We start from the raw sequence: 21,455 nt of genomic DNA, 5'->3' as shown, positions 1-21,455 counted from the left end.
TCCCATCCCGAACAGGACCGTGAAACGACTCCACGCCGATGATAGTGCGGATTACCCGTGTGAAAGTAGGTAATCGTCAGGCTCCCCTGCAGCAAGCTCAAACCCCACCCCGCAAAGGTGGGGTTTTTGCGTTTACGCACCCCCGAAAACTGGCCCAGAATGCGCACCCGCTGCGCAATCTGGCGGTACCTCACGGTCTCTGTTTCGCCGGCACAACATCATCGCATCAAACACAAAGCGCATTTCTCACAACCAAGGCGCCGCCATCCCGCCATCCACACCTGGCTCGACACGAGATGTCTTCCGACGTTCACCCCACACAGGTGAATCGACCGCACAAGAGCCTATTCCTGCGCGAGGAATTTATGCGCGAGGCGCACCCAATATGTGGATCCAATCGGCAGAAGCTCGTCATTGAAGTCGTAGCTGGCGTTATGCAGCATACAAGGGCCAGCTCCGTGCCCTGCATCTCGATGGCCGCCCGTGCCGTTCCCAAGAAAGGCATAGCATCCGGGCTTGGCCAGCAGCATGAACGAAAAATCCTCGGCGCCCATCGTTGGTTCGACGGCATCGTCAACATTTTCGGCACCCACAACTTCTTTCATGACCGCAGCAGCGAAGCGAGCCTCCTCGCTGCTATTGATCGTCGGGGGATAGTTGCGATGGAAGACCACGTTGACCGAACAGTCGTATGCAGCGGCGGTGTGCTCCGCAATCGCGCGCAAGCGCGTCTCAATCAGGTCTAGCGTTTCGGTGGTAAATGTCCTCACCGTGCCGGAAATCCACGCATCATCGGGCACCACATTCACGGCGGACCCAGCGTGAATCTGGGTAATGGAAAGCACCGCGGTATCGAGCGGCTTCTTGTTGCGCGTGATGATTCCCTGCAGACCGTTCGCGATCTGGACAGCGGTGAACACCGGATCGCGCCCGTTATGTGGCAACGCGGCGTGCGAGCCCACACCCTTGATTTCGATACGAAATTCGTTGCTGGAAGCCATGATTGGGCCTTCGGTGACACCGAAATTCCCCGCCGGCATGCCCGGCCAGTTGTGAATGCCGAACACGGCATCAACCGGAAACCTCAAAAACAAGCCGTCGTCAATCATCGCCTGCGCGCCCGCGCCGCCTTCCTCAGCCGGCTGAAAAATGAACACAATCGTGCCGTCAAATTCGCCATGTTTCGCAAGGTGACGCGCCGCGCCCAGCAGCATCGCTGTATGGCCATCGTGCCCGCAGGCGTGCATTTTTCCCTCGTGACGCGAGCGATGTTCGAAGTCGTTAAGTTCGTGAACGGGCAACGCGTCCATATCGGCGCGCAGTCCGATTGAGCGCGTGCCGTTTCCGCGCTTCAAGACACCCACCACGCCCGTCTTCCCAAGCCCTCGGTGTACTTCGATGCCCCATTCGGTGAGCTTTTTGGCCACCAGATCAGACGTTTGAGTTTCTTCATAACGCAGTTCTGGATGAGCGTGAATGGTTCGTCGCAGGGTTTGGATTTCGCCGTGAGCGGCCTGGATTTCGGGGATCAGTTTCATGGTGCGTTGTGCTTCGCTGTGCATTGAGTTGCTCGGGATGTCTCTTGTCCCGGCCCGGTGATGACCAATTCTACGCCCACCGGCAATTTTGGCGGCGCGGCCCGCGCAGCCCATTGCGGACGTAATAAAATTACATTTCGCCATGAACCGGCCCAAGATGGATCGCCAATGAATGCTCCAACCGAATTCGCCCGCGCAGTCTCTCCGCATGATTGTCCGGACACCTGTGCGATGCGCGTGACGATCGAAAACGGCCGGGCAATCAAGGTGGCGGCGGATCCGGGTCATCCTCCGACCCAAGGCGCGTTGTGCACCAAGGTCAGCCGCTATGCCGAGCGAGTCCATCACCCGCGCCGGCTCACAACTCCGATGCGCCGCGTGGGCGCAAAAGGCGAGGGTCGTTTTAAACCGATTGGCTGGAACGAGGCGCTGGCTATGGCTGCCTCGCGTCTTTCAGAAATCGCAGCGCGTGGTCCAGAGGCCATCGTGCCTTATAGCTATGCTGGGACGATGGGTCTGGTGCAAGGCGACAGCATCGCGCAGCGCTTCTTTCACAACGTCGGTGCCTCAAGACTGGACCGCACGATCTGCGCCGCGGCCGGTGCCGCTGGGCTGAAGTACACGTACGGGGCGAGCCTCGGCATGCTGACTGAGTTCTACGCCGAAAGCGAGGTGATCCTCATCTGGGGATCAAACCCCATCGCGTCGAATCTGCATTTCTGGACGCGCGCACAGGAGGCCAAGCGCCGCGGCGCCCGCCTGATCGCCATTGACCCATACCGTTCGCTCACCGCGGAAAAATGCCATCAGCATATCGCGCTGAAGCCCGGCACGGACGGCGCCCTCGCGCTCGGCATGATGCACGTGCTGATCACCGAAGACCTGCTCGACCACACCTACATCGCCGATCACACGCTTGGGTTCGAGGCATTGAAGGCACGCGCGCTGACCTATCCACCCGCGCGCGTTGCGCAGATTTGCGGCATCGACGAGCACATCATCGTCGACCTGGCGCGCCTTTATGGCAGCACGAAAAAGGCGGCGATCCGCATGAACTATGGCTTGCAACGCGTGCGCGGCGGCGGCAATGCTGTGCGCGCGATTGCCTGTCTACCGTCGCTGACCGGCGCGTGGCGTGAAAGGGCCGGTGGTGTTTTGTTGGCGTCGTCGGGGTGGACACCGGTGGATTCGCACACGCTGCAACGTCCTGATCTGATTCCCGGTTGGCCGGCCCGGCAGCCGCGCGTGATCAATATGAATGCCATCGGGGATGCGTTGCTGCACCCCGGCGGTGCCGAATTTGGTCCGAAAATCGAGGCAGTGGTTGTCTACAATTCCAACCCAGTCGCGGTTGCGCCGGACTCGGAGCGGGTCGCGGCGGGCTTCGCACGTGATGACCTGTTCACGATCGTTCTCGAACATTTCCAGACCGACACGGCGGACTATGCCGATCTGCTGTTGCCGGCCACAACCCAGCTCGAGCACCTGGATTTGCATAAGTCGTACGGCCACACGCATGTCATGGTGAACCTGCCGGCCATCGCCCCCGTGGGCGAAGCGCGTCCGAATACGGAAATCTTCCGCGGCATTGCGCGCAATATGGGTCTGCACGAACCGGCCCTGTTCGAGAGCGACGAAACGGTGGCGGCAACGGCGCTGCACTGGAACGACCGCGCGCTTGAAGGGGTAACCTGGGACACCCTCAAGCAGACCGGCTGGGCAAAGCTCAATCTTCCTGACGCGCCTTTCGCCGAAGGCGGTTTTCGCACGCCCTCCGGCAAGTGCGAATTTTTCAGTGAACGACTCGCCCAGCAAGGCCTCGATCCGCTGCCGGACTATCTACCGCCGCACGAATCCGAAGATGGCTCGCCGGAACTGGCAGCGCGTTACCCGTTGGCCATGATTTCGCCGCCCGCCCGCAACTTTTTGAACAGTACCTTCGTCAACGTCGAGAGCTTGCGCTCGACCGAGGGCGAGCCTCATCTCGACATTCACCCTTCCGACGCGCATCCTCGACAGGTGTCCAACGGCGATCTGGTACGTATCTTTAATGACCGCGGATCGATGCAGGCACGGGCTCGCGTGACCGACAAGGCACGCGAAGGCCTGGTGGTGGGCTTGTCTATCTGGTGGAAAAAGCTTGCGCCGGACGGTCGCAACGCGAATCAGGTTACAAGCCAGGCGCTCACTGATCTGGGCGGCTCGGCCACTTTCTACGACTGTCTTGTCGAAGTCGAGCGCGTTTGAAGCATTACGCATATGGTGACACAAGGCGCGGATTGTCCCACTCGGCACCGGTTCGAGGGCAGCGTCTAACCCGGGCGCATTCACAAATCGTCGGCTAGAGCGCATGCTACGATGCGTTTTTAGCACGACCATACGAAAATAAAGGAGGAGACGCCGCATGGAAAAAATCTGGCTGAAATCATATCCGCCCGGCGTTCCAGTAGAGATTGATCCGACGCGCTATTCATCCGTTTCCGATCTGTTCGACGAGAGCTTCCGCGAATATCGTACGAGGCCGGCGTTCGCCTGCATGGGCAAGCAGATTACCTACGGCGAACTTGATGCGATGTCGCAGAAGCTCGCGGCGTGGCTTCAGTCGAAAGGTCTCGCACGCGGGGCTCGCGTCGCGATCATGATGCCGAACGTCCTGCAGTACCCGGTGGCCATCGCGGCGATTCTGCGAGCGGGTTATGTAGTCGTGAACGTGAATCCGCTTTACACGCCCCGCGAACTCGAACACCAGTTGAAGGACAGCGGCGCCGAAGCCATCATCCTGCTAGAGAACTTCGCCGTCACCTTGCAGGCGGTTGTCCGGAATACGGCGGTCAAACACATCGTGGTTGCCGCAATGGGCGATCTTATGGGGACGAAAGGACTCATCGTCAACTTCGTCGTACGTCATGTGAAGAAACTGGTGCCGGCCTGGAACCTTCCAGGCCACATCCGCTTTAATGCCATGGTTGCGGACGGCGCGCACCATCAGTTCACACCCGTCAAGCAAAAGCCCGATGACATTGCGTTCCTGCAGTACACCGGCGGCACGACGGGTGTTTCGAAGGGCGCCACTTTGTTGCACCGGAATCTGATTGCCAATGTGCTGCAGTCAGAGGTCTGGCTCGACCCGGCGCGCGTGGCGCGCCCCGACATCGAACAGTTCGTGGCGGTCGTCGCGCTGCCGCTTTATCACATATTTGCACTGACGGTTTGTGGCCTGTTGACCATCCGTACGGGCGGACTTGGCGTGCTGATTCCTAACCCACGGGATATCGGCGGCATGATCAAGGAGTTGCAAGGCTACAAGGTCACGACATTCCCCGCGGTGAATACGCTTTACAACGCGGTGCTCAACCACCCCGACTTCGATAAGCTGGATTTTTCGAATCTGCTTGCCGCAAATGGTGGCGGAATGGCGGTCCAGGAGGCCGTAGCCAAGCGGTGGTACGAAAAAACCCATACGCCGATCATCGAGGGTTATGGGATGTCGGAGACTTCTCCGTGTGTGACTTGCAACCCGTCGACGGTAACGTCGTATAGCGGCACGATCGGCTTGCCGCTACCCTCGACCGAAATCTCGATTCGTGACGACGACGGCAACGAGGTTCCCTTAGGTCAGCCGGGCGAGATCTGTATCCGTGGCCCGCAGGTGATGGCGGGATACTGGAACCGACCGGACGAAACCGCCAAAGTGATGACGCCCGACGGCTTCTTCAAATCGGGCGACGTTGGCATCGTTAGCGAAACGGGTTACGTCAAGATTGTTGACCGTAAGAAGGACATGATTCTGGTGTCAGGCTTCAACGTCTATCCAAACGAAGTGGAGGACGTAGTCGCCAAGCTTCCGGGCGTCTTTGAGGTCGCTGCGGTGGGCGTGCCGGACCAGCATTCAGGCGAAGCGGTGAAACTTTATGTGGTGAAGAAAGACCATGCATTGACCGACGCGGATATCTTCGCGTTCTGCAAGGAGCAACTCACCGGATACAAGCGGCCGAAGATCATCGAGTTCCGTACGGAATTGCCTAAGAGCAATGTCGGCAAAATTTTGCGGCGGGAGTTACGCGACGGCCGTGCGTGATTCGCGGGCCGGACAACGTCGGCACGTCAATCACCAGCATGGCTAGCGTCAGTCGGAGCGCCGTGAGGTCTCGCCAACTTTGACTGACTTGTAAGACCGCATCGGATACCGTGGATTGCTCGCAAAGGGGCCCACAGGCGCATGCCTGTTGGGCCTTTTTTGCCAAGTGCCGCTGGGCGTCTATAGCTGCGCTCCCCCACCAAGAAAAAGGGCGCCCGAAGGCGCCCTTGAGGTGTACCGCTTTATATTTACGACTTATTAGAACTTGGTGCGGATGCCCACGCGTGCCGTCAGCTGATTCTGATTTGCCGAAGCCGGAATATTGCTGATGGAGGCCACGGCCGGGACAACTGTCGTGCCGGTCGTCGAGAGCGTGTCGCCCAGAGCGTGCTGATAAACGCCAACAATGTAGATGTCCGTGCGCTTCGACAGGAAGTAGTCGATGCCAAGCGAACCCTGGTGGTATTGCGGCCGGGAGTTGTCGTTGATCTTGCTGCCCTGCGTGTAGTCGTAAGCCGCGCCAACCAGCAGCGCAGGGGTCAACTGATACTTGAAGTTGACTTCAGCGTTGTTGAACGTGGCAGTCTGGCCAGCGAACGGCGAAGCCGCAGCAGTACCCAGGTTCATGAACTTGATGTTCGAATACGTGCCGCCGATCGTTGCCGCGCCGAACGTGTACGCACCGCCTGCAGCGACCACCTGGTACGTATTGGCCGAAGTGTAGCCGGCGATAACCGGCGACGTCGCCGCGGACGGCGTTGAAGTCGTCGTGTTGTTGCCGAAGAAGCTGGCGGCCGGGTTGCGAACGTTCAAGTAAGCAGCGCCCAAAACCAGCGGGCCGTTGTTATAGCCAGCGCCCAACGACCAGATCTGGTTGCGGCCCGTTTCGCCTGCCACACCGCCCAGACTGTACACGCCACCGAAGGTCAGGCCGTTGTAGTTCGCGCTCGTGTACTTGATCGAGTTGTTGACGCGGTAATCGTTGTTCAGGTTGTCGAGGTCGCCCGGGTGAGCCGTGATATAGCCGCCCCATTGGTCGCCCACTTCCAGCGGGCCGACGTAATCAACAGCGGAGTCGTATTGACGACCCAGCGTGACCGAACCGAACTTGTTGGAGGACAGACCGACATAGGACTGGCGGCCGAACAGCAGACCGCCTTGGCCCGCTTTGCCCGAGGTAGCGTCAAAGCCGTTTTCGAGCACGAAGATTGCGCTCAGGCCACCGCCGAGGTCCTCATTTCCACGCATGCCCCAACGGCTACCCTGCAAGACACCGCTTGTCAGGTTATACAGATGCTTGCCGCCAGCGTTGGTGTTGATGTTAAAACCTTCGTCAACAATACCGTACAGGGTCACGCTGCTTTGCGCATGAGCGACACCGGCGAACGCGCCCAATGCCGCGAGCGCGAGAAGCGACTTTTTCATCGAAAGATCTCCAAGGAACTGCAAATTTTTTGTACAAGGCAAATTATTTTGGAACGTCGGGGCCTTGCTATCTAACTTCGCGAGAAGTTGCACGTAATGTAGCAAAAGGCATATGTTGCACAAAGAGAAAGCAGGGGCTTCAGAAGGTCCCTGTTTCGTTTACGCAACATGGTCTAAAATCGAAAATTAGCCATTAAATCAGACCCAAACGGCCTATCCCGGTCATGCGATTTTGCCCCGCAAACGCATGCTGACCGGGACTTCGGGGCGAACGGTCTGACGTGTCGAACGAGGAGGTCTGGATGCTGCTGGATGAAATGATTACTGAGCTGGATCGGGGTTTACGCTCAATGACTGGCGTATCGCGCATGAGTCGTCCGGTGCCGGTTCCACCGGTGTCGGTCGAGGCGCCCGAACTCTCTCCAGCGGAGCGCGAGCACGCCGCCGGACTGATGCGTGTCAATCATGTTGGCGAGGTCTGCGCACAGGCGTTGTATCAGGCGCAAAAGCTCGTAACCCGCTCCCCCTCGCTGAAAGAAAAGTTCGAGCATGCCGCGCGCGAGGAAGAGGATCATCTCGCGTGGACCGCACGACGGCTCGAGGCACTGGACTCACGGCCCAGCTTGTTGAATCCGTTGTGGTATGCGGGCGCATTGGCAGTGGGTCTGGTCGCCGGGCGTTTCGGCGATCGCGTGAGCCTTGGCTTCATGGCGGAGACCGAACGTCAGGTCGAGCATCATCTGGATGGCCACCTGGAGAAGCTGCCAGAGGCTGATCTGGAGTCTCGCGCCATCGTCGAACAGATGCGCGCTGACGAGGCGGCTCACGGCAAATCAGCCATGGACGCGGGTGGTATCGAACTACCTTTCCCGGCTCGCGCCTTGATGCGCGCTGCGTCGAAAATCATGACCCGTACGGCCTATTACGTCTAATTGAATCTCTGTGGGACGGCGGAACCTGCGCCGTCCACTTCCTCGCCTTAATCCCGCGATTTATTCGTCTTCTCGTCCGCCGCACATCGCTTAGATTCCACGCCTTTCCCCGCGACTTTTCACGTATCACCTTCACAAGTTGCACTAGCCCGTTCATTTATAACGGTTTTCTGTTTTAGGGCTGACGTGAAGGAGTCGCGCTAAGTCCTTGTTCTAACAAACAAATTTCGTTAAAAAACCACGCTTCTCCCTTGACCCCCCTAAGGGGTTCCTCTAAAGTGGGAGACAGTGTGAGAAAGTGTATTTTTGTGTGATCTCACTGATGGTTTCAGGTAGATTTTCACGGATCGGGCAGCCGGCGCGTTGAAGCGCCGCAAGGGGAGAGCGAAGTGTTCCAAGGGGCGTCGGCGCTGACACTCGATGCGAAGGGGCGGATGTCTATTCCCTCTCGATATCGGGACGCGCTGCAGACACAGGCAGAGGGCCGGGTGACGATCACCAAGCACCCGGACGGCTGCCTGTTGCTCTTTCCGCGCCCGGAGTGGGAGCTCTTCCGCGACAAGGTCGACAAGCTGCCCATGAACGCGACGTGGTGGAAGCGCATTTTTCTCGGCAACGCAATGGACGTGGACATGGACGGCGTAGGGCGCGTTCTCGTGTCGCCGGAGTTGCGCACGGCTGGTGGGCTGGAAAAAGAAGTGACTTTGCTCGGCATGGGTCGTCACTTCGAGTTGTGGGATACACAAACATACGCCGCGAAGGAACAGGCGGCAATGGCTGAGGGCATGCCCGAAGCGTTAAAAGACTTCACGTTCTGATCGCGGCTTACATATATGGCACCTGCGATGGGAAACGAATTGCAGCATCGCACGGTGCTGCTGGACGAGGCGGTGGAAGCGCTGGTTACGCGACCGGACGGCGTGTACGTCGACGGCACGTTTGGGCGCGGCGGTCACAGCCGTGCGGTGTTGGGCAAGTTGGCTGAAGCAGGGCGTCTGATTGCGTTCGACAAAGACCCGCTCGCCATTGCCACCGCACAACAGATTAGCGATCCGCGCTTTGGGATCGTGCACGAGAGTTTTGCTTCACTGCGTGACGCGATTGCGGAGCGCGGGGTAGGGCGGGTGTCGGGAGTGTTGCTGGATCTGGGCGTGTCGTCGCCGCAAGTCGACGACCCGGAGCGGGGCTTCAGCTTCCGCGCCGACGGCCCGCTCGACATGCGGATGGACCCGACGCGCGGAGAGTCTGCTGCGGACTGGCTGGCGCGGGCCACGGTGCAGGAATTGACGGAGGTGATACGAGATTATGGGGAAGAACGGTTTGCTTTTCAGATTGCAAAGGCGCTTGTTGCTCGCCGGGCAGAGTCCGACCGTCTTGGGCCTCTCGTCAGCACGGGCGAGCTTGCCCAAATCGTGGCTAACGTCGTCAAAACCCGTGAGAAGGGCAAGGATCCGGCAACCCGCACCTTTCAAGCTATACGGATTCACATCAATCAAGAGCTTGCGGAGCTGCAAGTCGTTTTAGAAGCGGCGTTAGCGCTGCTGGAGCAAGGGGGGCGGCTGGTGGTCATCAGCTTTCATTCGCTCGAGGACCGGATCGTCAAACGATTCATGCAGGCGCACGCCAGTACGCCTGCGGTTGATCGCCGCCTGCCGATTCGCGCGGTCGATTTGCCCAGCCCGCCGCTCAAAATCATCAGCCGCGTGTTCGCGAGCGACGCAGAAGTCGCCGCGAATCCACGTGCCCGTTCTGCCGTGATGCGTGTGGCGGAGCGGATCGCACCATGAACCGCCTCAATATCTTTCTGCTGATTGTCGTGATGGGTTGTGCATTGTCTGTGGTGAACGCGACGAATCAGCAGCGTCAGATCTTTATCCAGTTGCAGCGCGCGGAGTCGCAAGAGCGTCAGTTGCAGCAGGATTATTCGCAGCTTCAATATCAGCAGAGCGCACTGTCGAAGACATCGCGGATCGAAGAGATTGCGACAGATTCGCTGAAAATGCAGGGCGTGACTACTGGGCGTACGCAGTATCTGACGCTTGCTCCAGGTGCCGCCACGGCAGAAGACGCGCCTGTGCCGGTTGCTGCGCCGGCTTCTGCCTCGGCTCCGGCCGCGTCGCATCGCGGGGGGGCTGCGCGATGAAAAAGTCATCTAGCCGCAAGAGTGTGCCGTTCGCGTCGAACCCGATTCTGTCCGTGCGCCTACCCATGTGGCGCTCGAAACTCGTCGTGTTCATGCTGTTCATGGCGTTTGTCGCGCTGGCCGGTCGCGCCTTCTGGATTCAGGGGCCGGGCAACGCGTTCTATCAGAAGCAGGGCGAAAGCCGCTATCAGCGCACGCTTGAACTGCCCGCCACGCGCGGCAAGATTCTCGACCGCAACGGCCTCGTGCTCGCCACGAGTTTGCCGGTGCGCGCCATTTGGGCGATTCCCGAAGCCGTTCCCGACGACCTTGGCGCCGACAAGCTGGCCGCGCTCGGCAAGTTGCTGGGCATGAGCAACACGGAACTGCGCACCAAGCTGTCCGAGGACAAGAGCTTCGTCTACGTGAAGCGCCAGGTGCCGGTGGATGTGGCCGCGCAAGTGACGGCGCTCGATATCCCCGGCATCTATCAGCGCGACGAATACAAACGCTTCTACCCGGAAGGCGAAATCGCGGCCCACCTGATCGGCTTCACCAATGTCGAGGATGAGGGCCAGGAAGGCGTCGAGCTCGGCGATCAGAAGCAGCTCGAGGGCGTGCCCGGCATTCGGCGCGTCATCAAGGACCGGATGGGGCACATCATCGAGGACGTCGATGAGCAAGTCGTACCCCACAATGGTAAGGATGTCGATCTGTCGATCGACAGCAAGATCCAGTACATCGCGTACACGAACCTGAAAGCCGCGGTCGAGAAGTTCAAGGCCAAGGCCGGCGCAGCGATGGTGATCGACGTGCGTACCGGTGAAGTGCTTGCGCTGGTCAACTATCCGACCTTCAATCCGAACGATCGCTCGCATTTAACCGGCGACCAGTTGCGCAACCGCGCGCTGACGGATGAGTTCGAACCGGGTTCGATCATGAAGCCGTTCACGATCTCGCTCGCGCTCGATCTGCACCGCGTGTCGCCGACTACACTGGTAGACACGGGGCCGGGCCATTTCAATCTTGACGGCGCGACGATTACCGACGACAGCGCGTTCGGCGTGCTGACGGTCGGCGGTGTGATCCAGAAGTCGAGCAACATCGGTGCGACAAAGATCGCCATGACGCTCAAGCCCGAAGAGATGTGGAATATGTATACGAGCATCGGTCTTGGCCAGGCGCCGAAGATCGGCTTCCCAGGTGCGACACCGGGCCATCTGCGTCCGTGGAAGAGCTGGCGCCGCATCGAACAGGCAACCATGTCGTACGGCTACGGCCTCTCGGCGTCGCTGTTCCAGCTGGCGCGCGCCTATACAGCGATCGCCCACGACGGCCAGATCATGCCTGTGTCGATCTTCCGCTCGCCGGGGGACCAGCCTGCCACGGGTCCGCAAATCTTCTCGCCGGTCACCGCCCGCGAAGTGCGCGCGATGCTCGAAACCGTGGTCGCGCCTGGCGGCACGTCGCCGGATGCCGCAGTGCCGGGTTATCAGGTTGGCGGCAAGAGCGGCACAGCGTACAAGCACGGCCCGCACGGTTACGACAAATCGAAGTACCGCGCGTCGTTTGTCGGCATGGCGCCGATGCCGAATCCGCGCATCGTGGTCGCTGTCTCGGTTGACGAGCCCACAGCCGGCAGTCACTTCGGCGGCCAGGTGTCGGGGCCGGTGTTCTCGGCGATCGCCGGTGACACGCTGCGCTCGCTCAATATCCCGCCTGACATGCCGGTCAAGCAGATGGTCGTCCTCGACGATTCGGCGCCGGTCGCGCCAGCCGCGCCCACGCTTCCGCCCGTCGCGGCGAAAAAACTCGCCACAACTGTCGGGGCCAGAAAAATGAACATCTCGGCCAACCCGAAAAGTCATCCGGGGGTCGTGCGATGAGTGCGCTACGGAGCCAACATCCCGCGCACCGGCAGATCGCCGACGCACTCACCTGGCTGCACACGCGTGTGCAGCCAGGTGCTCATCTGCACGCCGACACCCGCGCTATTGCAGCGGGCGACGCGTTTCTCGCGTATGCGGTGGACGGTGCCGACAATCGTCCGTTCATCGACAACGCAATTGAACGCGGCGCGGCGGCGGTGCTGTTCCAGCCTGAGAATTTCACGGGCGCTGTGGATCCCGAACAGGCCCGTGCTGTACCGGCTCTGAACGAGCTGGCCGGTTCGATCGCGAGCGCCTGGTATGGCGAGCCGAGCGACGCTGTGCGGGTGATTGGTGTCACAGGCACCAACGGCAAGACGTCGTGCAGCCAGTGGATTGCAGCCGCGCTGGGCGCGCTCGGCACCCCTTGCGCGATTATCGGGACGCTGGGCAGCGGTATGCCGGGTCATCTGGTTCATACAGGTTTCACGACGCCCGACGCACCGCAATTGCAGCGCAGTCTCGCGCAACTGCGCAGCGACGGTGCGCAAGCTGTAGCGATGGAAGTGTCATCGCATGCGCTGCATCAGGGCCGAGTTAACGGTACGCGGTTCGACATCGCGGTGTTCACGAACCTCACGCAGGATCACCTCGACTATCACGGCACTTTCGCGGCCTACGAGGCGGCCAAGGCACGGCTGTTTGCGTGGCCGGAGTTGCGCTGCGCCGTGCTCAACCGGGACGACGACGCGGGCCGCCGCCTGATCGCCAGCACGAGAGGGCATGCACGCACGATCGCTTACGGGCTCGACACACGGGCTACGGCGCCGGGTTCCGCAGCACCGCAAGCCGACTCGCTACTGCTCGCATCGAATGTGCGCGCCACCGCGACCGGCACGGCCTTCCATTTGCAAACCTCCGATTGGGGCGACGCCGACGTTGAAGTGCAAACTCTCGGCGCGTTCAACGTCAGCAATCTGCTCGGCGTGCTGGGGGCGTTGCTCGCCGCTGAGATCCCGTTCGACGCCGCGCTCGCCCAACTGGCGAAGCTGGAGCCGGTCAACGGCCGCATGCAGCGACTCGGCGGCCGTTTGCAGAATGATGAACCGCTGGTGGTGATCGACTACGCCCACACCCCGGATGCGCTGGAGAAAACGCTCGAAGCGTTGCGGCCTATGGCGACGACGCGCGGTGGCGAACTGATCTGCATGTTCGGCTGCGGCGGCGATCGCGACGCGACCAAGCGCCCGCTGATGGGCGCGATCGCAGAAAGGCTCGCGGACGGTGTTGTCGTCACCAGCGACAATCCGCGCAGCGAAGATCCGCAAACGATCATCGACCAGGTTATCGGCGGCATGCAAGACGCGGGGAAAGCACGTCGTATCGAGGACCGCGCCAGCGCCATCTTGCAGGCCATCCGTTGTGCGGCGCGTGAAGACGTGATCGTGCTGGCCGGCAAGGGGCATGAAGCAACACAGGAAATCATGGGTAAGAAGCGCGCTTTCTCGGATCAGGATCACGCACGTCTGGCGCTGGCCGCGCGTGCCACGCAGGCTCGCGGAGGTGGCGAATGACAATGTTTTCCTTGCGCGAAGCCGCCGCGCTGATTGCGGGCGCCACCGTTCTGGGCGACGACAACGTCACATTCGAACGCGTGTCGACTGACAGCCGCACTGCCGGTTCTGGCGATCTGTTCGTCGCGCTCAAAGGGGACCGTTTCGACGCGCACGACTTTCTGCCCGACGTTGCAAAGCGGCAGATCGCGGCGGCGTTGCTGACCCGCGTGCCGGATGGCTGGACGCTGCCCGCATTAAAAGTGGCCGACACGCGCGCCGCGTTGGGCGCGCTTGCGCGTGGCTGGCGTCGTCGTTTCACAATGCCGCTCGTTGCAGTCACCGGCAGCAACGGCAAGACGACGGTCAAGGAAATGATCGCGTCGATCTTCGCCGCCGCTGTTGGCGAATCCGCACGCCTCGCCACGGCCGGCAACTTCAACAACGACATCGGTCTACCGCTGACGCTGTTTCGTCTGAGCGGCGCGCATCAGTTGGCGGTGGTCGAGCTTGGCATGAATCACCCTGGTGAAACGGATTTGCTCGGCAAAATCGCCGAGCCGACCGTGGCCGTCGTGAACAACGCGCAGCGCGAGCACCAGGAATTCATGGCAACGGTGGAAGCCGTCGCGCTCGAACATGCAAGCGTGATTCACGCGCTGTCGCCTGAAGGTGTCGCGGTGTTTCCGGCCAATGATGCGTACGCGAGCATCTGGCGCGTCGCTGCTACCGGCAGCCGCATCATGGACTTCGCATTGCAGACTTCGGAAAGCCGCGCCACCGAAGCCGCCGTCAAGGGGACCTTCACCGGCAATCTGCTCGCCATCGACACGCGGCAGGGCCACGTCGACGTCGTGCTGCAGGTGCTCGGCGATCACAACGCGCACAACGCGCTGGCGGCTACCGCCGCAGCGCTCGCAGCGGGCGTGTCGCTCGATGCCATCAAGCGCGGGCTCGAATCGTTCGGCGCAGTGAAGGGTCGCTTGCAGGTCAAGCGCGGCGCGCTCGGCTCGCTGGCCGGCGCCACCGTAATCGACGATACGTACAACGCCAATCCGGATTCGATGCGCGCAGCGATCGATGTACTCGCTTCGCGCGCTGCACCGCGCGTGCTGGTGATGGGCGATATGGGCGAAGTCGGCGACAACGGTCCGGCGTTTCACCGTGAAATCGGTGCATACGCGAAAGAGCGCGGCATCGATGCGCTGTACGCCTTGGGCGACGCCTCGCGCGATGCCTGCACTGCCTACGGCGACGGCGCGCATCACGTCGACTCCGTCGACGTCCTCATCGCTCGATTGCAGCAGGCCGGTTTCGGTCCTGCCGCAACGCTTCTCGTGAAAGGCTCGCGCTTCATGAAAATGGAACGCGTGGTGGACGCCGTAACGAGTCCACAACCCATTGCACCGGGCGCGGCGCCCGGTGCGCATTGAAATAGAAGGACCGAAGCATGCTACTGGCGCTGGCGCAATGGCTGCAGAATGACGCAAGCTTCTTGCGCGTGTTCAGTTATCTGACTTTTCGTGCGGTGGCGGCAACGATCACCGCGCTGCTGATCGGGCTCGTCTGCGGCCCGGCGGTGATTCGCAAACTGACCGCCATGAAGGTGGGTCAGGCCGTCCGTAAAGATGGTCCGCAATCGCACCTCGTCAAATCCGGCACGCCCACCATGGGCGGCGTGCTGATCCTGCTCGGCATCGCCGTGTCGACGCTGCTGTGGGCCGACCTGACCAACCGTTTCATCTGGATCGTGATGCTCGTCACGTTCGGTTTTGGTGTGATTGGCTGGGTCGACGATTACCGCAAGGTGGTCTACAAGGACCCGCGCGGCATGTCGTCGCGCGAGAAGTATTTCTGGCAGTCGGTGATTGGTCTCTTCGCCGCTGTGTATCTCGCGTTCAGCGTGTCTGAAGCCAGCAACGTGCGTGTGTTCGACCTGTTCATGGCATGGGCGCGCAGCGGTTTGTCGATGGGCCTGCCGCCACACGCCGACCTGATGCTGCCGTTCTTCAAGTCGATCAGTTACCCGCTTGGTGTCTGGGGCTTCATCGTTCTGACCTACCTCGTGATCGTCGGGGCAAGCAACGCAGTGAACCTCACTGATGGTCTAGATGGCCTGGTGATCATGCCCGTCGTGCTGGTCGGCGCATCGCTCGGCGTGTTCGCCTATGTGATGGGTAGCTCGGTGTACTCGAAATATCTGCTGTTCCCGCACATCGCCGGTGCGGGGGAACTGCTGATCTTCTGTTCCGCGATGGGTGGAGCGGGGCTCGCGTTCCTGTGGTTCAACACGCACCCGGCGCAGATGTTCATGGGCGACGTCGGCGCGCTGGCGCTAGGCGGCGCGCTTGGCACGGTCGCCGTGATCGTGCGTCAGGAAATCGTGCTCTTCATCATGGGCGGCATCTTCGTCGCGGAAACGCTTTCCGTGATGCTGCAGGTGACGTGGTTCAAATTTACGAAGCGCCGTTTTGGCGAAGGCCGACGGCTCTTCAAGATGGCGCCGCTGCATCACCATTTCGAATTGTCCGGCTGGAAGGAAACGCAGGTGGTCGTGCGTTTCTGGATCATCACGTTGATGCTGTGTCTGTTCGGTTTGTCCACGCTCAAATTGCGTTAAGCAGTAAATAAAGGAAAGCAGGCGATGTTCGGCGAGAAGTTTCGGGATCGGCAAAAGCCGATGGTGCTCGTGCTGGGACTCGGTGAATCGGGTCTCGCGATGGCGCGCTGGTGCGCGCGGCACGGGTGTCGGTTGCGCGTGGCCGACACGCGCGAGGTGCCACCGAATCTGTCCGGACTCGAAGCGCATCACATCGATGCCGAGTTCGTCGGCGGGCCGTTTTCGCCCGCGCTGCTCGACGGTGTCGAACTGGTAGCGATCAGCCCCGGCCTGTCGCCGCTCGCTGCGGATCTGTTGCCGCTGATCACCGAAGCGCGTGAAAAAGATATCCCGGTCTGGGGCGAACTCGAATTTTTTGCTCAGGCACTGAAGACGCTCGGCGAGAGCGGCTACGCGCCGAAGGTGATCGCAATCACCGGTACCAACGGCAAGACCACGACGACCAGTCTCACCGGCCTCCTGTGCGGACGCGCCGGCAAGAAAGTCGCGGTCGCGGGCAACATCAGCCCGGCTGCGCTCGACAAGCTCACGGAAGCAATCGACAACACCGCGCTGCCCGACATCTGGGTGCTCGAACTGTCGAGCTTCCAGCTCGAAACGGCGCATACCTTCGCGCCGGACGCAGCGGTCGTGCTCAACATTACGCAAGACCACCTTGACTGGCATGGCGGCCTCGACGCCTACGCCGCTGCGAAGGGTCGCATCTTCGCGCCGCAGACTACGCGCGTGCTGAATCGCGACGATCCACGCGTGCTGGCGCTCGCACCGAAAGACGCCGACAGCGCTGCTCCTGTCGTCACCTTTGGCGTGACAGAGCCGACGCGTCCCGGCGACTACGGTCTGCTGCGCGACAACGGCATCATCTGGCTGGTCGAGGGGCAAGACCGCGACGCGAGCGACGAACCGGCGCCCACGCGTCGCCGCAAGAACGAAGTCGCCACACCGCCAAACGTCGTACTAAAACGTCTGATGCCGGCTGACGCACTGCGCATTCGCGGCCTGCATAACGCCGCCAACGCGCTCGCGGCTTTTGCGCTGGCGCGCGCCGTCGGCTTGCCGGGCGCACCGCTTTTGCACGGCTTGCGCGAGTACCACGGCGAGCCGCATCGCGTTGAATTGATCGCGTCGATCGAAGGCATCGACTACGTGGACGACAGCAAGGGTACCAACGTTGGCGCGACGGTCGCGGCGCTCGATGGTCTTGCGCAGCGCGCGGTGTTGATTGCGGGTGGCGACGGCAAGGGCCAGGAATTCGAGCCGCTCGCCGCGCCGGTGATGCGCTGGTGTCGCGCGGTCATGCTGATCGGCCGTGACGCGCCGCTGATTCGTGCGGCGTTGGCCGACACCGGCATCGCCATGACTGATCACGCCACGCTCGAAGAAGCCACGCGTGCGGCAGCAGCGATCGCCCAACCGGGTGACGCCGTATTGCTGTCGCCCGCATGCGCCAGCTTCGACATGTTCAAGGGCTATGCACATCGTGCGGCGGTATTCCGCGGCGCGGTCGAAGACATCGCGGCTGAACGGGGGACGATGATATGAGCTGGTCGGAACGCTTCGGTTCGCAACTCTCCAAACAGCGCGGCTCAGTGGGCGACGCGACCGCAGGCCGCACGGCGAGCGGACTTGCGAGCGCCGTCAACGGCGTGCGTCCGTTGCGCTCGCGCATGCTCGACTACGACCACTCGCTGCTATGGGTGGTGATCGCGCTGCTGGGGCTTGGCATCGTGATGGTGTACTCGGCTTCGATTGCGATGCCGGATTCGCCGAAGTACTCGTCCTATCGCGACTGGGCGTTTCTCGTGCGCCAGATCATTTTCGTGGTCTTGGGTTCGGTGATCGGCGTGATCGCGTTCCGCGTTCCGGTTTCGACGTGGGACAAATATGCGCCGAAACTGTTTCTGCTGGCGTTGCTGAGTCTCGTAGTCGTGCTGATTCCGCACATCGGCAAGGGCGTGAACGGTGCGCGCCGCTGGATTCCGCTCGGCATCACGAACATGCAGCCGTCGGAAATCATGAAGCTCGCCGTGACGATCTACGCGGCGAACTACACCGTGCGTAAGCAGGAATACATGCACAGCTTCGCCAAGGGCTTCCTGCCAATGGCGTTCGCCGTAGGTGTGGTCGGCGCGCTGCTGCTGCTCGAACCGGACATGGGCGCGTTCATGGTGATCGCGGCGATCGCGATGGGCGTGCTGTTCCTCGGCGGCGTGAACGGCAAGCTGTTCGGCGGTCTGGTGGCGACGGCGGTGGGTACCTTCAGTGTGCTGGTGTGGGCTTCCCCGTGGCGTCGTGAGCGGATTTTCGCTTACCTCGATCCGTGGGACGACCGTTACGCGCAGGGCAAGGCGTATCAACTGACGCACTCGCTGATCGCGTTTGGTCGGGGCGAGTGGTTCGGCGTTGGGTTGGGCGGTAGTGTCGAAAAGCTCAACTATCTCCCCGAAGCGCATACCGACTTTATTCTCGCCGTGATTGGTGAGGAACTGGGCTTCGTCGGCGTGCTGGTGGTGATCCTGATGTTTTACTGGATCGTGCGCCGCTCGTTCGAAATCGGCCGTCAGGCGCTGGCGCTGGATCGCACGTTTGCCGGGTTGGTTGCCAAGGGCCTTGGCCTCTGGTTCGGCGCGCAGACCTTCATCAACATGGGCGTGAACCTCGGCTTGCTGCCCACCAAGGGTCTGACGTTGCCCCTCGTCAGCTACGGCGGCTCGGGTATCTTGCTGAACTGTGTTGCGATTGCGGTGTTGATGCGAGTGGACTACGAAAACCGTGTGCTGATGCGTGGAGGGAAGGTATGACCCCGACGCAGCAACGCACGTTGATGGTGATGGCCGGTGGCACCGGGGGACACGTGTTCCCGGGGCTCGCGGTCGCTCATCTGATGCAGGCGTGGGGCTGGAAAGTCGTGTGGCTCGGCAACCCCGCGGGCATGGAAGCGACGCTGGTGCCGAAGCACGGCATCGAAATGGAATACGTGCGTTTCGGCGGCGTGCGCGGCAAGGGGATCAAGACCAAGTTGATGCTGCCGGTCAATCTGCTGCGCGCGTGCGCGCAGAGCCTGAGTGCGCTGCGTCGGGTGAAGCCCGACGTCGTGCTCGGCATGGGTGGCTACATCACTTTTCCGGCTGGTTTGATGACCGCGTTGAGCGGTCGCCCGCTGGTGTTGCACGAACAGAATTCGATCGCCGGTCTCGCGAACAAGGTGCTGGCGAAAGTCGCCCGGCGTGTGTTGGTGGCGTTTCCGAATGCATTGCCGCACGCGGAATGGACGGGTAATCCGATTCGTGAGGAACTTGCGCGCACTTTGCCACCCAAAGCACGCTACGCACAACGCAGCGGACCGCTGAATGTGCTGGTGGTGGGCGGAAGTCTGGGCGCGTCGGCACTCAATGAAGTTGTGCCGCGTGCGCTGGCCGCGCTCAAGCCGCAGGAGCGTCCGAACGTCGTGCATCAGGCGGGCGCGAAGCATATCGAAGCACTGAAAGCGAATTACGCAGAAGCAGGTTTGCAGGACACAGGCGCTGAACAACCGAACGTGAAGCTTGTACCGTTCATCGACGACATGACGAGTGCCTACGCGAACGCGGATCTGGTGATCTGCCGCTCCGGCGCAATGACGGTCGCCGAGATCGCGGCAGTGGGCGTGGCGGCGTTTTTCGTGCCGTTCCCGCACGCCGTGGACGATCACCAGACAACTAACGCAGCGTTCCTCGCCGATCACGGCGCGGCGTTGCTCGTGCAGCAACGCAACCTGTCGGCGGATGGCCTCGCCTCCTGGTTGCGCAGCCAGACCCGCGAGACGCTTGCGGAGATGGCGGAGCGTTCGCGCTCGCTCGCGAAACCGGATGCCACCGAACAGGTCGCGCAGATTTGCGCGAGCGTCGCTGGCGTGGTCCCGAGTCCGAGCACTGAAGGAAGGCAACAATGAAACACATCGTCAAACACATCCATTTCGTCGGTATCGGCGGTGCAGGGATGAGCGGCATCGCCGAGGTGCTGGTGAATCTCGGCTATCAGGTGAGCGGCTCGGACCTGTCGAAGAACGCAGTGACCGATCGTCTCGCCACGCTCGGCGCACGCATCGCGATTGGCCATGCGGCGGAGAACATCGAAGGCGCCAATGCGGTGGTCGTGTCGACCGCTGTGCGCGGCGACAACCCGGAAGTGCTGGCCGCGCGTCATCGCCGTATTCCGATCGTGCCGCGCGCAGTGATGCTTGCGGAACTGATGCGGCTGAAGCAGGGCATCGCGATTGCAGGCACGCACGGCAAGACTACGACCACCTCACTGGTGGCGAGCGTACTGGCTGCGGGTGGCCTCGATCCGACCTTCGTGATCGGTGGACGACTGATCAGTGCCGGTGCCAATGCGCGTCTCGGTACGGGCGACTTCATCGTCGCAGAAGCGGACGAATCGGATGCGTCGTTCCTGAATCTGTTCCCGGTGATCGAAGTCATCACGAACATCGACGCCGATCACATGGACACCTACGGCCATGACTTCGCGCGTCTGAAACAGGCGTTCATCGAATTCACGCACCGTTTGCCGTTCTACGGAATTGCGGTGCTGTGCGTGGACGATCCTAACGTGAAGGAGATCCTCCCGTTCGTCTCGAAGCCCATCATCCGCTACGGCTTTGCACCGGATGCGCAGGTGCGCGCAGTCAACGTCGAAGCCCGCAACGGCAAGATGCATTTCACGGCGATGCGCGAAGACGCAGCGCCGATTGACATCGTTTTGAACCTGCCTGGCACGCACAATGTGCAGAACGCGTTGGCCGCAATTGCAATTGCGACTGAACTTGAGGTGAAAGATGCCGATATCCAACGGGCACTCTCTGAATTTAACGGCGTGGGCCGACGCTTCCAGCGTTATGGCGAAGTGCCCGTCGCGAGCGGTGGCACGTACACGCTGGTAGACGACTACGGGCATCACCCGGTCGAAATGGCTGCAACCGTGGCGGCGGCGCGTGGTGCGTTCCCTGACCGGCGCCTGGTGCTGGCATTCCAGCCGCACCGCTTCACGCGCACGCGCGACTGCTTCGAAGATTTTGTGAAGGTACTGTCTACGGTGGATGCACTCGTGCTTACCGAAGTCTACGCAGCTGGCGAAGCACCGATCGTCGCAGCCGACGGCCGGGCGCTCGCACGCGCGATCCGCGTAGCAGGCAAGACAGAGCCGGTGTTTGTGGAAACGGTGGATGAAGTGCCGGACGCGCTCGCTGCAGTGGTGCGCGACGGCGATGTAGTGATCACGATGGGTGCGGGTTCGATCGGCAGTGTGCCGGGTCGTCTCGCCCAGGAAACGAAGGTGTGA

The 21,455-nt window shown here is 61.4% G+C and carries 16 protein-coding genes; 14 read left to right on the top strand and 2 right to left on the bottom strand.

All coding sequences use genetic code 11. The annotated features are described in order from the left end of the window. Nucleotides 1-344 precede the first annotated feature (344 nt). The gene (locus WCA85_RS12155) at nucleotides 345-1,538 is read right to left on the bottom strand and encodes a M20 aminoacylase family protein (protein ID WP_424064136.1); all 1,194 of its coding nucleotides are present in this window, start codon (nucleotides 1,536-1,538) and stop codon (nucleotides 345-347) included. 168 nt (nucleotides 1,539-1,706) lie between these two features. Here WCA85_RS12155 and WCA85_RS12150 point away from each other — a divergent pair, with 168 nt between their 5' ends. Both WCA85_RS12150 and WCA85_RS12145 read left to right on the top strand, forming a co-directional pair. Then, nucleotides 1,707-3,785 carry a molybdopterin-containing oxidoreductase family protein gene (locus tag WCA85_RS12150; protein ID WP_424064134.1) on the top strand — a complete coding sequence of 693 codons (2,079 nt, stop codon included), beginning with the start codon at nucleotides 1,707-1,709 and terminating at the stop codon, nucleotides 3,783-3,785. A gap of 157 nt (nucleotides 3,786-3,942) precedes the next feature. After that, nucleotides 3,943-5,616: a long-chain fatty acid--CoA ligase gene (locus WCA85_RS12145; RefSeq protein WP_424064133.1), complete on the top strand. Its 1,674-nt coding sequence runs from the start codon at nucleotides 3,943-3,945 to the stop codon at nucleotides 5,614-5,616. A 258-nt stretch (nucleotides 5,617-5,874) separates the two neighbouring features. Here WCA85_RS12145 and WCA85_RS12140 read toward each other — a convergent pair whose 3' ends face one another. Beyond that, nucleotides 5,875-7,041, bottom strand: coding sequence for a porin (locus tag WCA85_RS12140; protein ID WP_424064131.1), 1,167 nt, complete (start codon nucleotides 7,039-7,041; stop codon nucleotides 5,875-5,877). Between the two features lie 302 nt (nucleotides 7,042-7,343). Between WCA85_RS12140 and coq7 the strand changes: the two genes are divergently transcribed. The 12 genes from coq7 (at nucleotide 7,344) to murC (ending at nucleotide 21,455) form a co-directional block, all read left to right on the top strand. Then, on the top strand, nucleotides 7,344-7,973 hold the full coding sequence (gene coq7 / locus WCA85_RS12135) for a 2-polyprenyl-3-methyl-6-methoxy-1,4-benzoquinone monooxygenase (RefSeq protein ID WP_424064129.1): 630 nt from the start codon (nucleotides 7,344-7,346) through the stop codon (nucleotides 7,971-7,973). A 389-nt stretch (nucleotides 7,974-8,362) separates the two neighbouring features. Continuing rightward, complete coding sequence (mraZ, locus tag WCA85_RS12130) at nucleotides 8,363-8,791, top strand: division/cell wall cluster transcriptional repressor MraZ (protein ID WP_424064127.1); 429 nt, start codon at nucleotides 8,363-8,365, stop codon at nucleotides 8,789-8,791. A gap of 27 nt (nucleotides 8,792-8,818) precedes the next feature. Then, nucleotides 8,819-9,760 carry a 16S rRNA (cytosine(1402)-N(4))-methyltransferase RsmH gene (gene rsmH, locus WCA85_RS12125; RefSeq protein WP_424064126.1) on the top strand — a complete coding sequence of 314 codons (942 nt, stop codon included), beginning with the start codon at nucleotides 8,819-8,821 and terminating at the stop codon, nucleotides 9,758-9,760. Beyond that, nucleotides 9,757-10,116, top strand: coding sequence for a cell division protein FtsL (ftsL, locus tag WCA85_RS12120; protein WP_424064125.1), 360 nt, complete (start codon nucleotides 9,757-9,759; stop codon nucleotides 10,114-10,116). Before rsmH ends, ftsL begins: the two co-directional genes overlap by 4 nt. Next, nucleotides 10,113-11,981 (top strand): peptidoglycan D,D-transpeptidase FtsI family protein, encoded by a 1,869-nt coding sequence (locus WCA85_RS12115; RefSeq protein WP_424064123.1) that lies wholly within the window; start codon nucleotides 10,113-10,115, stop codon nucleotides 11,979-11,981. The genes ftsL and WCA85_RS12115 overlap by 4 nt, the downstream gene beginning before the upstream one ends. Beyond that, nucleotides 11,978-13,537 carry a UDP-N-acetylmuramoyl-L-alanyl-D-glutamate--2,6-diaminopimelate ligase gene (locus tag WCA85_RS12110; protein ID WP_424064122.1) on the top strand — a complete coding sequence of 520 codons (1,560 nt, stop codon included), beginning with the start codon at nucleotides 11,978-11,980 and terminating at the stop codon, nucleotides 13,535-13,537. Before WCA85_RS12115 ends, WCA85_RS12110 begins: the two co-directional genes overlap by 4 nt. Continuing rightward, nucleotides 13,534-14,949, top strand: a complete 1,416-nt coding sequence (locus WCA85_RS12105; RefSeq protein WP_424064120.1) for a UDP-N-acetylmuramoyl-tripeptide--D-alanyl-D-alanine ligase — start codon at nucleotides 13,534-13,536, stop codon at nucleotides 14,947-14,949. The genes WCA85_RS12110 and WCA85_RS12105 overlap by 4 nt, the downstream gene beginning before the upstream one ends. A gap of 17 nt (nucleotides 14,950-14,966) precedes the next feature. Next, nucleotides 14,967-16,136: a phospho-N-acetylmuramoyl-pentapeptide-transferase gene (gene mraY, locus WCA85_RS12100; RefSeq protein WP_424064118.1), complete on the top strand. Its 1,170-nt coding sequence runs from the start codon at nucleotides 14,967-14,969 to the stop codon at nucleotides 16,134-16,136. 24 nt (nucleotides 16,137-16,160) lie between these two features. Beyond that, nucleotides 16,161-17,678 (top strand): UDP-N-acetylmuramoyl-L-alanine--D-glutamate ligase, encoded by a 1,518-nt coding sequence (murD, locus tag WCA85_RS12095; protein ID WP_424064116.1) that lies wholly within the window; start codon nucleotides 16,161-16,163, stop codon nucleotides 17,676-17,678. Next, the gene (gene ftsW / locus WCA85_RS12090) at nucleotides 17,675-18,937 is read left to right on the top strand and encodes a putative lipid II flippase FtsW (RefSeq protein WP_424064115.1); all 1,263 of its coding nucleotides are present in this window, start codon (nucleotides 17,675-17,677) and stop codon (nucleotides 18,935-18,937) included. The genes murD and ftsW overlap by 4 nt, the downstream gene beginning before the upstream one ends. Continuing rightward, nucleotides 18,934-20,067, top strand: a complete 1,134-nt coding sequence (murG, locus tag WCA85_RS12085; protein ID WP_424064113.1) for an undecaprenyldiphospho-muramoylpentapeptide beta-N-acetylglucosaminyltransferase — start codon at nucleotides 18,934-18,936, stop codon at nucleotides 20,065-20,067. The genes ftsW and murG overlap by 4 nt, the downstream gene beginning before the upstream one ends. After that, the gene (gene murC / locus WCA85_RS12080) at nucleotides 20,064-21,455 is read left to right on the top strand and encodes a UDP-N-acetylmuramate--L-alanine ligase (RefSeq protein WP_424064111.1); all 1,392 of its coding nucleotides are present in this window, start codon (nucleotides 20,064-20,066) and stop codon (nucleotides 21,453-21,455) included. Before murG ends, murC begins: the two co-directional genes overlap by 4 nt.

This window comes from Paraburkholderia sp. (assembly GCF_049581445.1).
GTDB lineage: Bacteria > Pseudomonadota > Gammaproteobacteria > Burkholderiales > Burkholderiaceae > Paraburkholderia.
This window is presented reverse-complemented; position numbering and strand designations above follow the sequence as displayed.

What these genes read in the sequence shown, in the direction of transcription:
- ftsW (WP_424064115.1), top strand. Translation starts at nt 17,675, where the DNA reads ATGAGCTGGTCGGAACGCTTCGGTTCGCAACTCTCCAAACAGCGCGGC.
- murG (WP_424064113.1), top strand. Translation starts at nt 18,934, where the DNA reads ATGACCCCGACGCAGCAACGCACGTTGATGGTGATGGCCGGTGGCACC.
- mraY (WP_424064118.1), top strand. Translation starts at nt 14,967, where the DNA reads ATGCTACTGGCGCTGGCGCAATGGCTGCAGAATGACGCAAGCTTCTTG.
- WCA85_RS12115 (WP_424064123.1), top strand. Translation starts at nt 10,113, where the DNA reads ATGAAAAAGTCATCTAGCCGCAAGAGTGTGCCGTTCGCGTCGAACCCG.
- ftsL (WP_424064125.1), top strand. Translation starts at nt 9,757, where the DNA reads ATGAACCGCCTCAATATCTTTCTGCTGATTGTCGTGATGGGTTGTGCA.
- murD (WP_424064116.1), top strand. Translation starts at nt 16,161, where the DNA reads ATGTTCGGCGAGAAGTTTCGGGATCGGCAAAAGCCGATGGTGCTCGTG.
- WCA85_RS12150 (WP_424064134.1), top strand. Translation starts at nt 1,707, where the DNA reads ATGAATGCTCCAACCGAATTCGCCCGCGCAGTCTCTCCGCATGATTGT.
- rsmH (WP_424064126.1), top strand. Translation starts at nt 8,819, where the DNA reads ATGGGAAACGAATTGCAGCATCGCACGGTGCTGCTGGACGAGGCGGTG.
- murC (WP_424064111.1), top strand. Translation starts at nt 20,064, where the DNA reads ATGAAACACATCGTCAAACACATCCATTTCGTCGGTATCGGCGGTGCA.
- WCA85_RS12110 (WP_424064122.1), top strand. Translation starts at nt 11,978, where the DNA reads ATGAGTGCGCTACGGAGCCAACATCCCGCGCACCGGCAGATCGCCGAC.
- coq7 (WP_424064129.1), top strand. Translation starts at nt 7,344, where the DNA reads ATGCTGCTGGATGAAATGATTACTGAGCTGGATCGGGGTTTACGCTCA.
- WCA85_RS12155 (WP_424064136.1), bottom strand. Translation starts at nt 1,538, where the DNA reads ATGAAACTGATCCCCGAAATCCAGGCCGCTCACGGCGAAATCCAAACC.
- WCA85_RS12140 (WP_424064131.1), bottom strand. Translation starts at nt 7,041, where the DNA reads ATGAAAAAGTCGCTTCTCGCGCTCGCGGCATTGGGCGCGTTCGCCGGT.
- WCA85_RS12145 (WP_424064133.1), top strand. Translation starts at nt 3,943, where the DNA reads ATGGAAAAAATCTGGCTGAAATCATATCCGCCCGGCGTTCCAGTAGAG.
- WCA85_RS12105 (WP_424064120.1), top strand. Translation starts at nt 13,534, where the DNA reads ATGACAATGTTTTCCTTGCGCGAAGCCGCCGCGCTGATTGCGGGCGCC.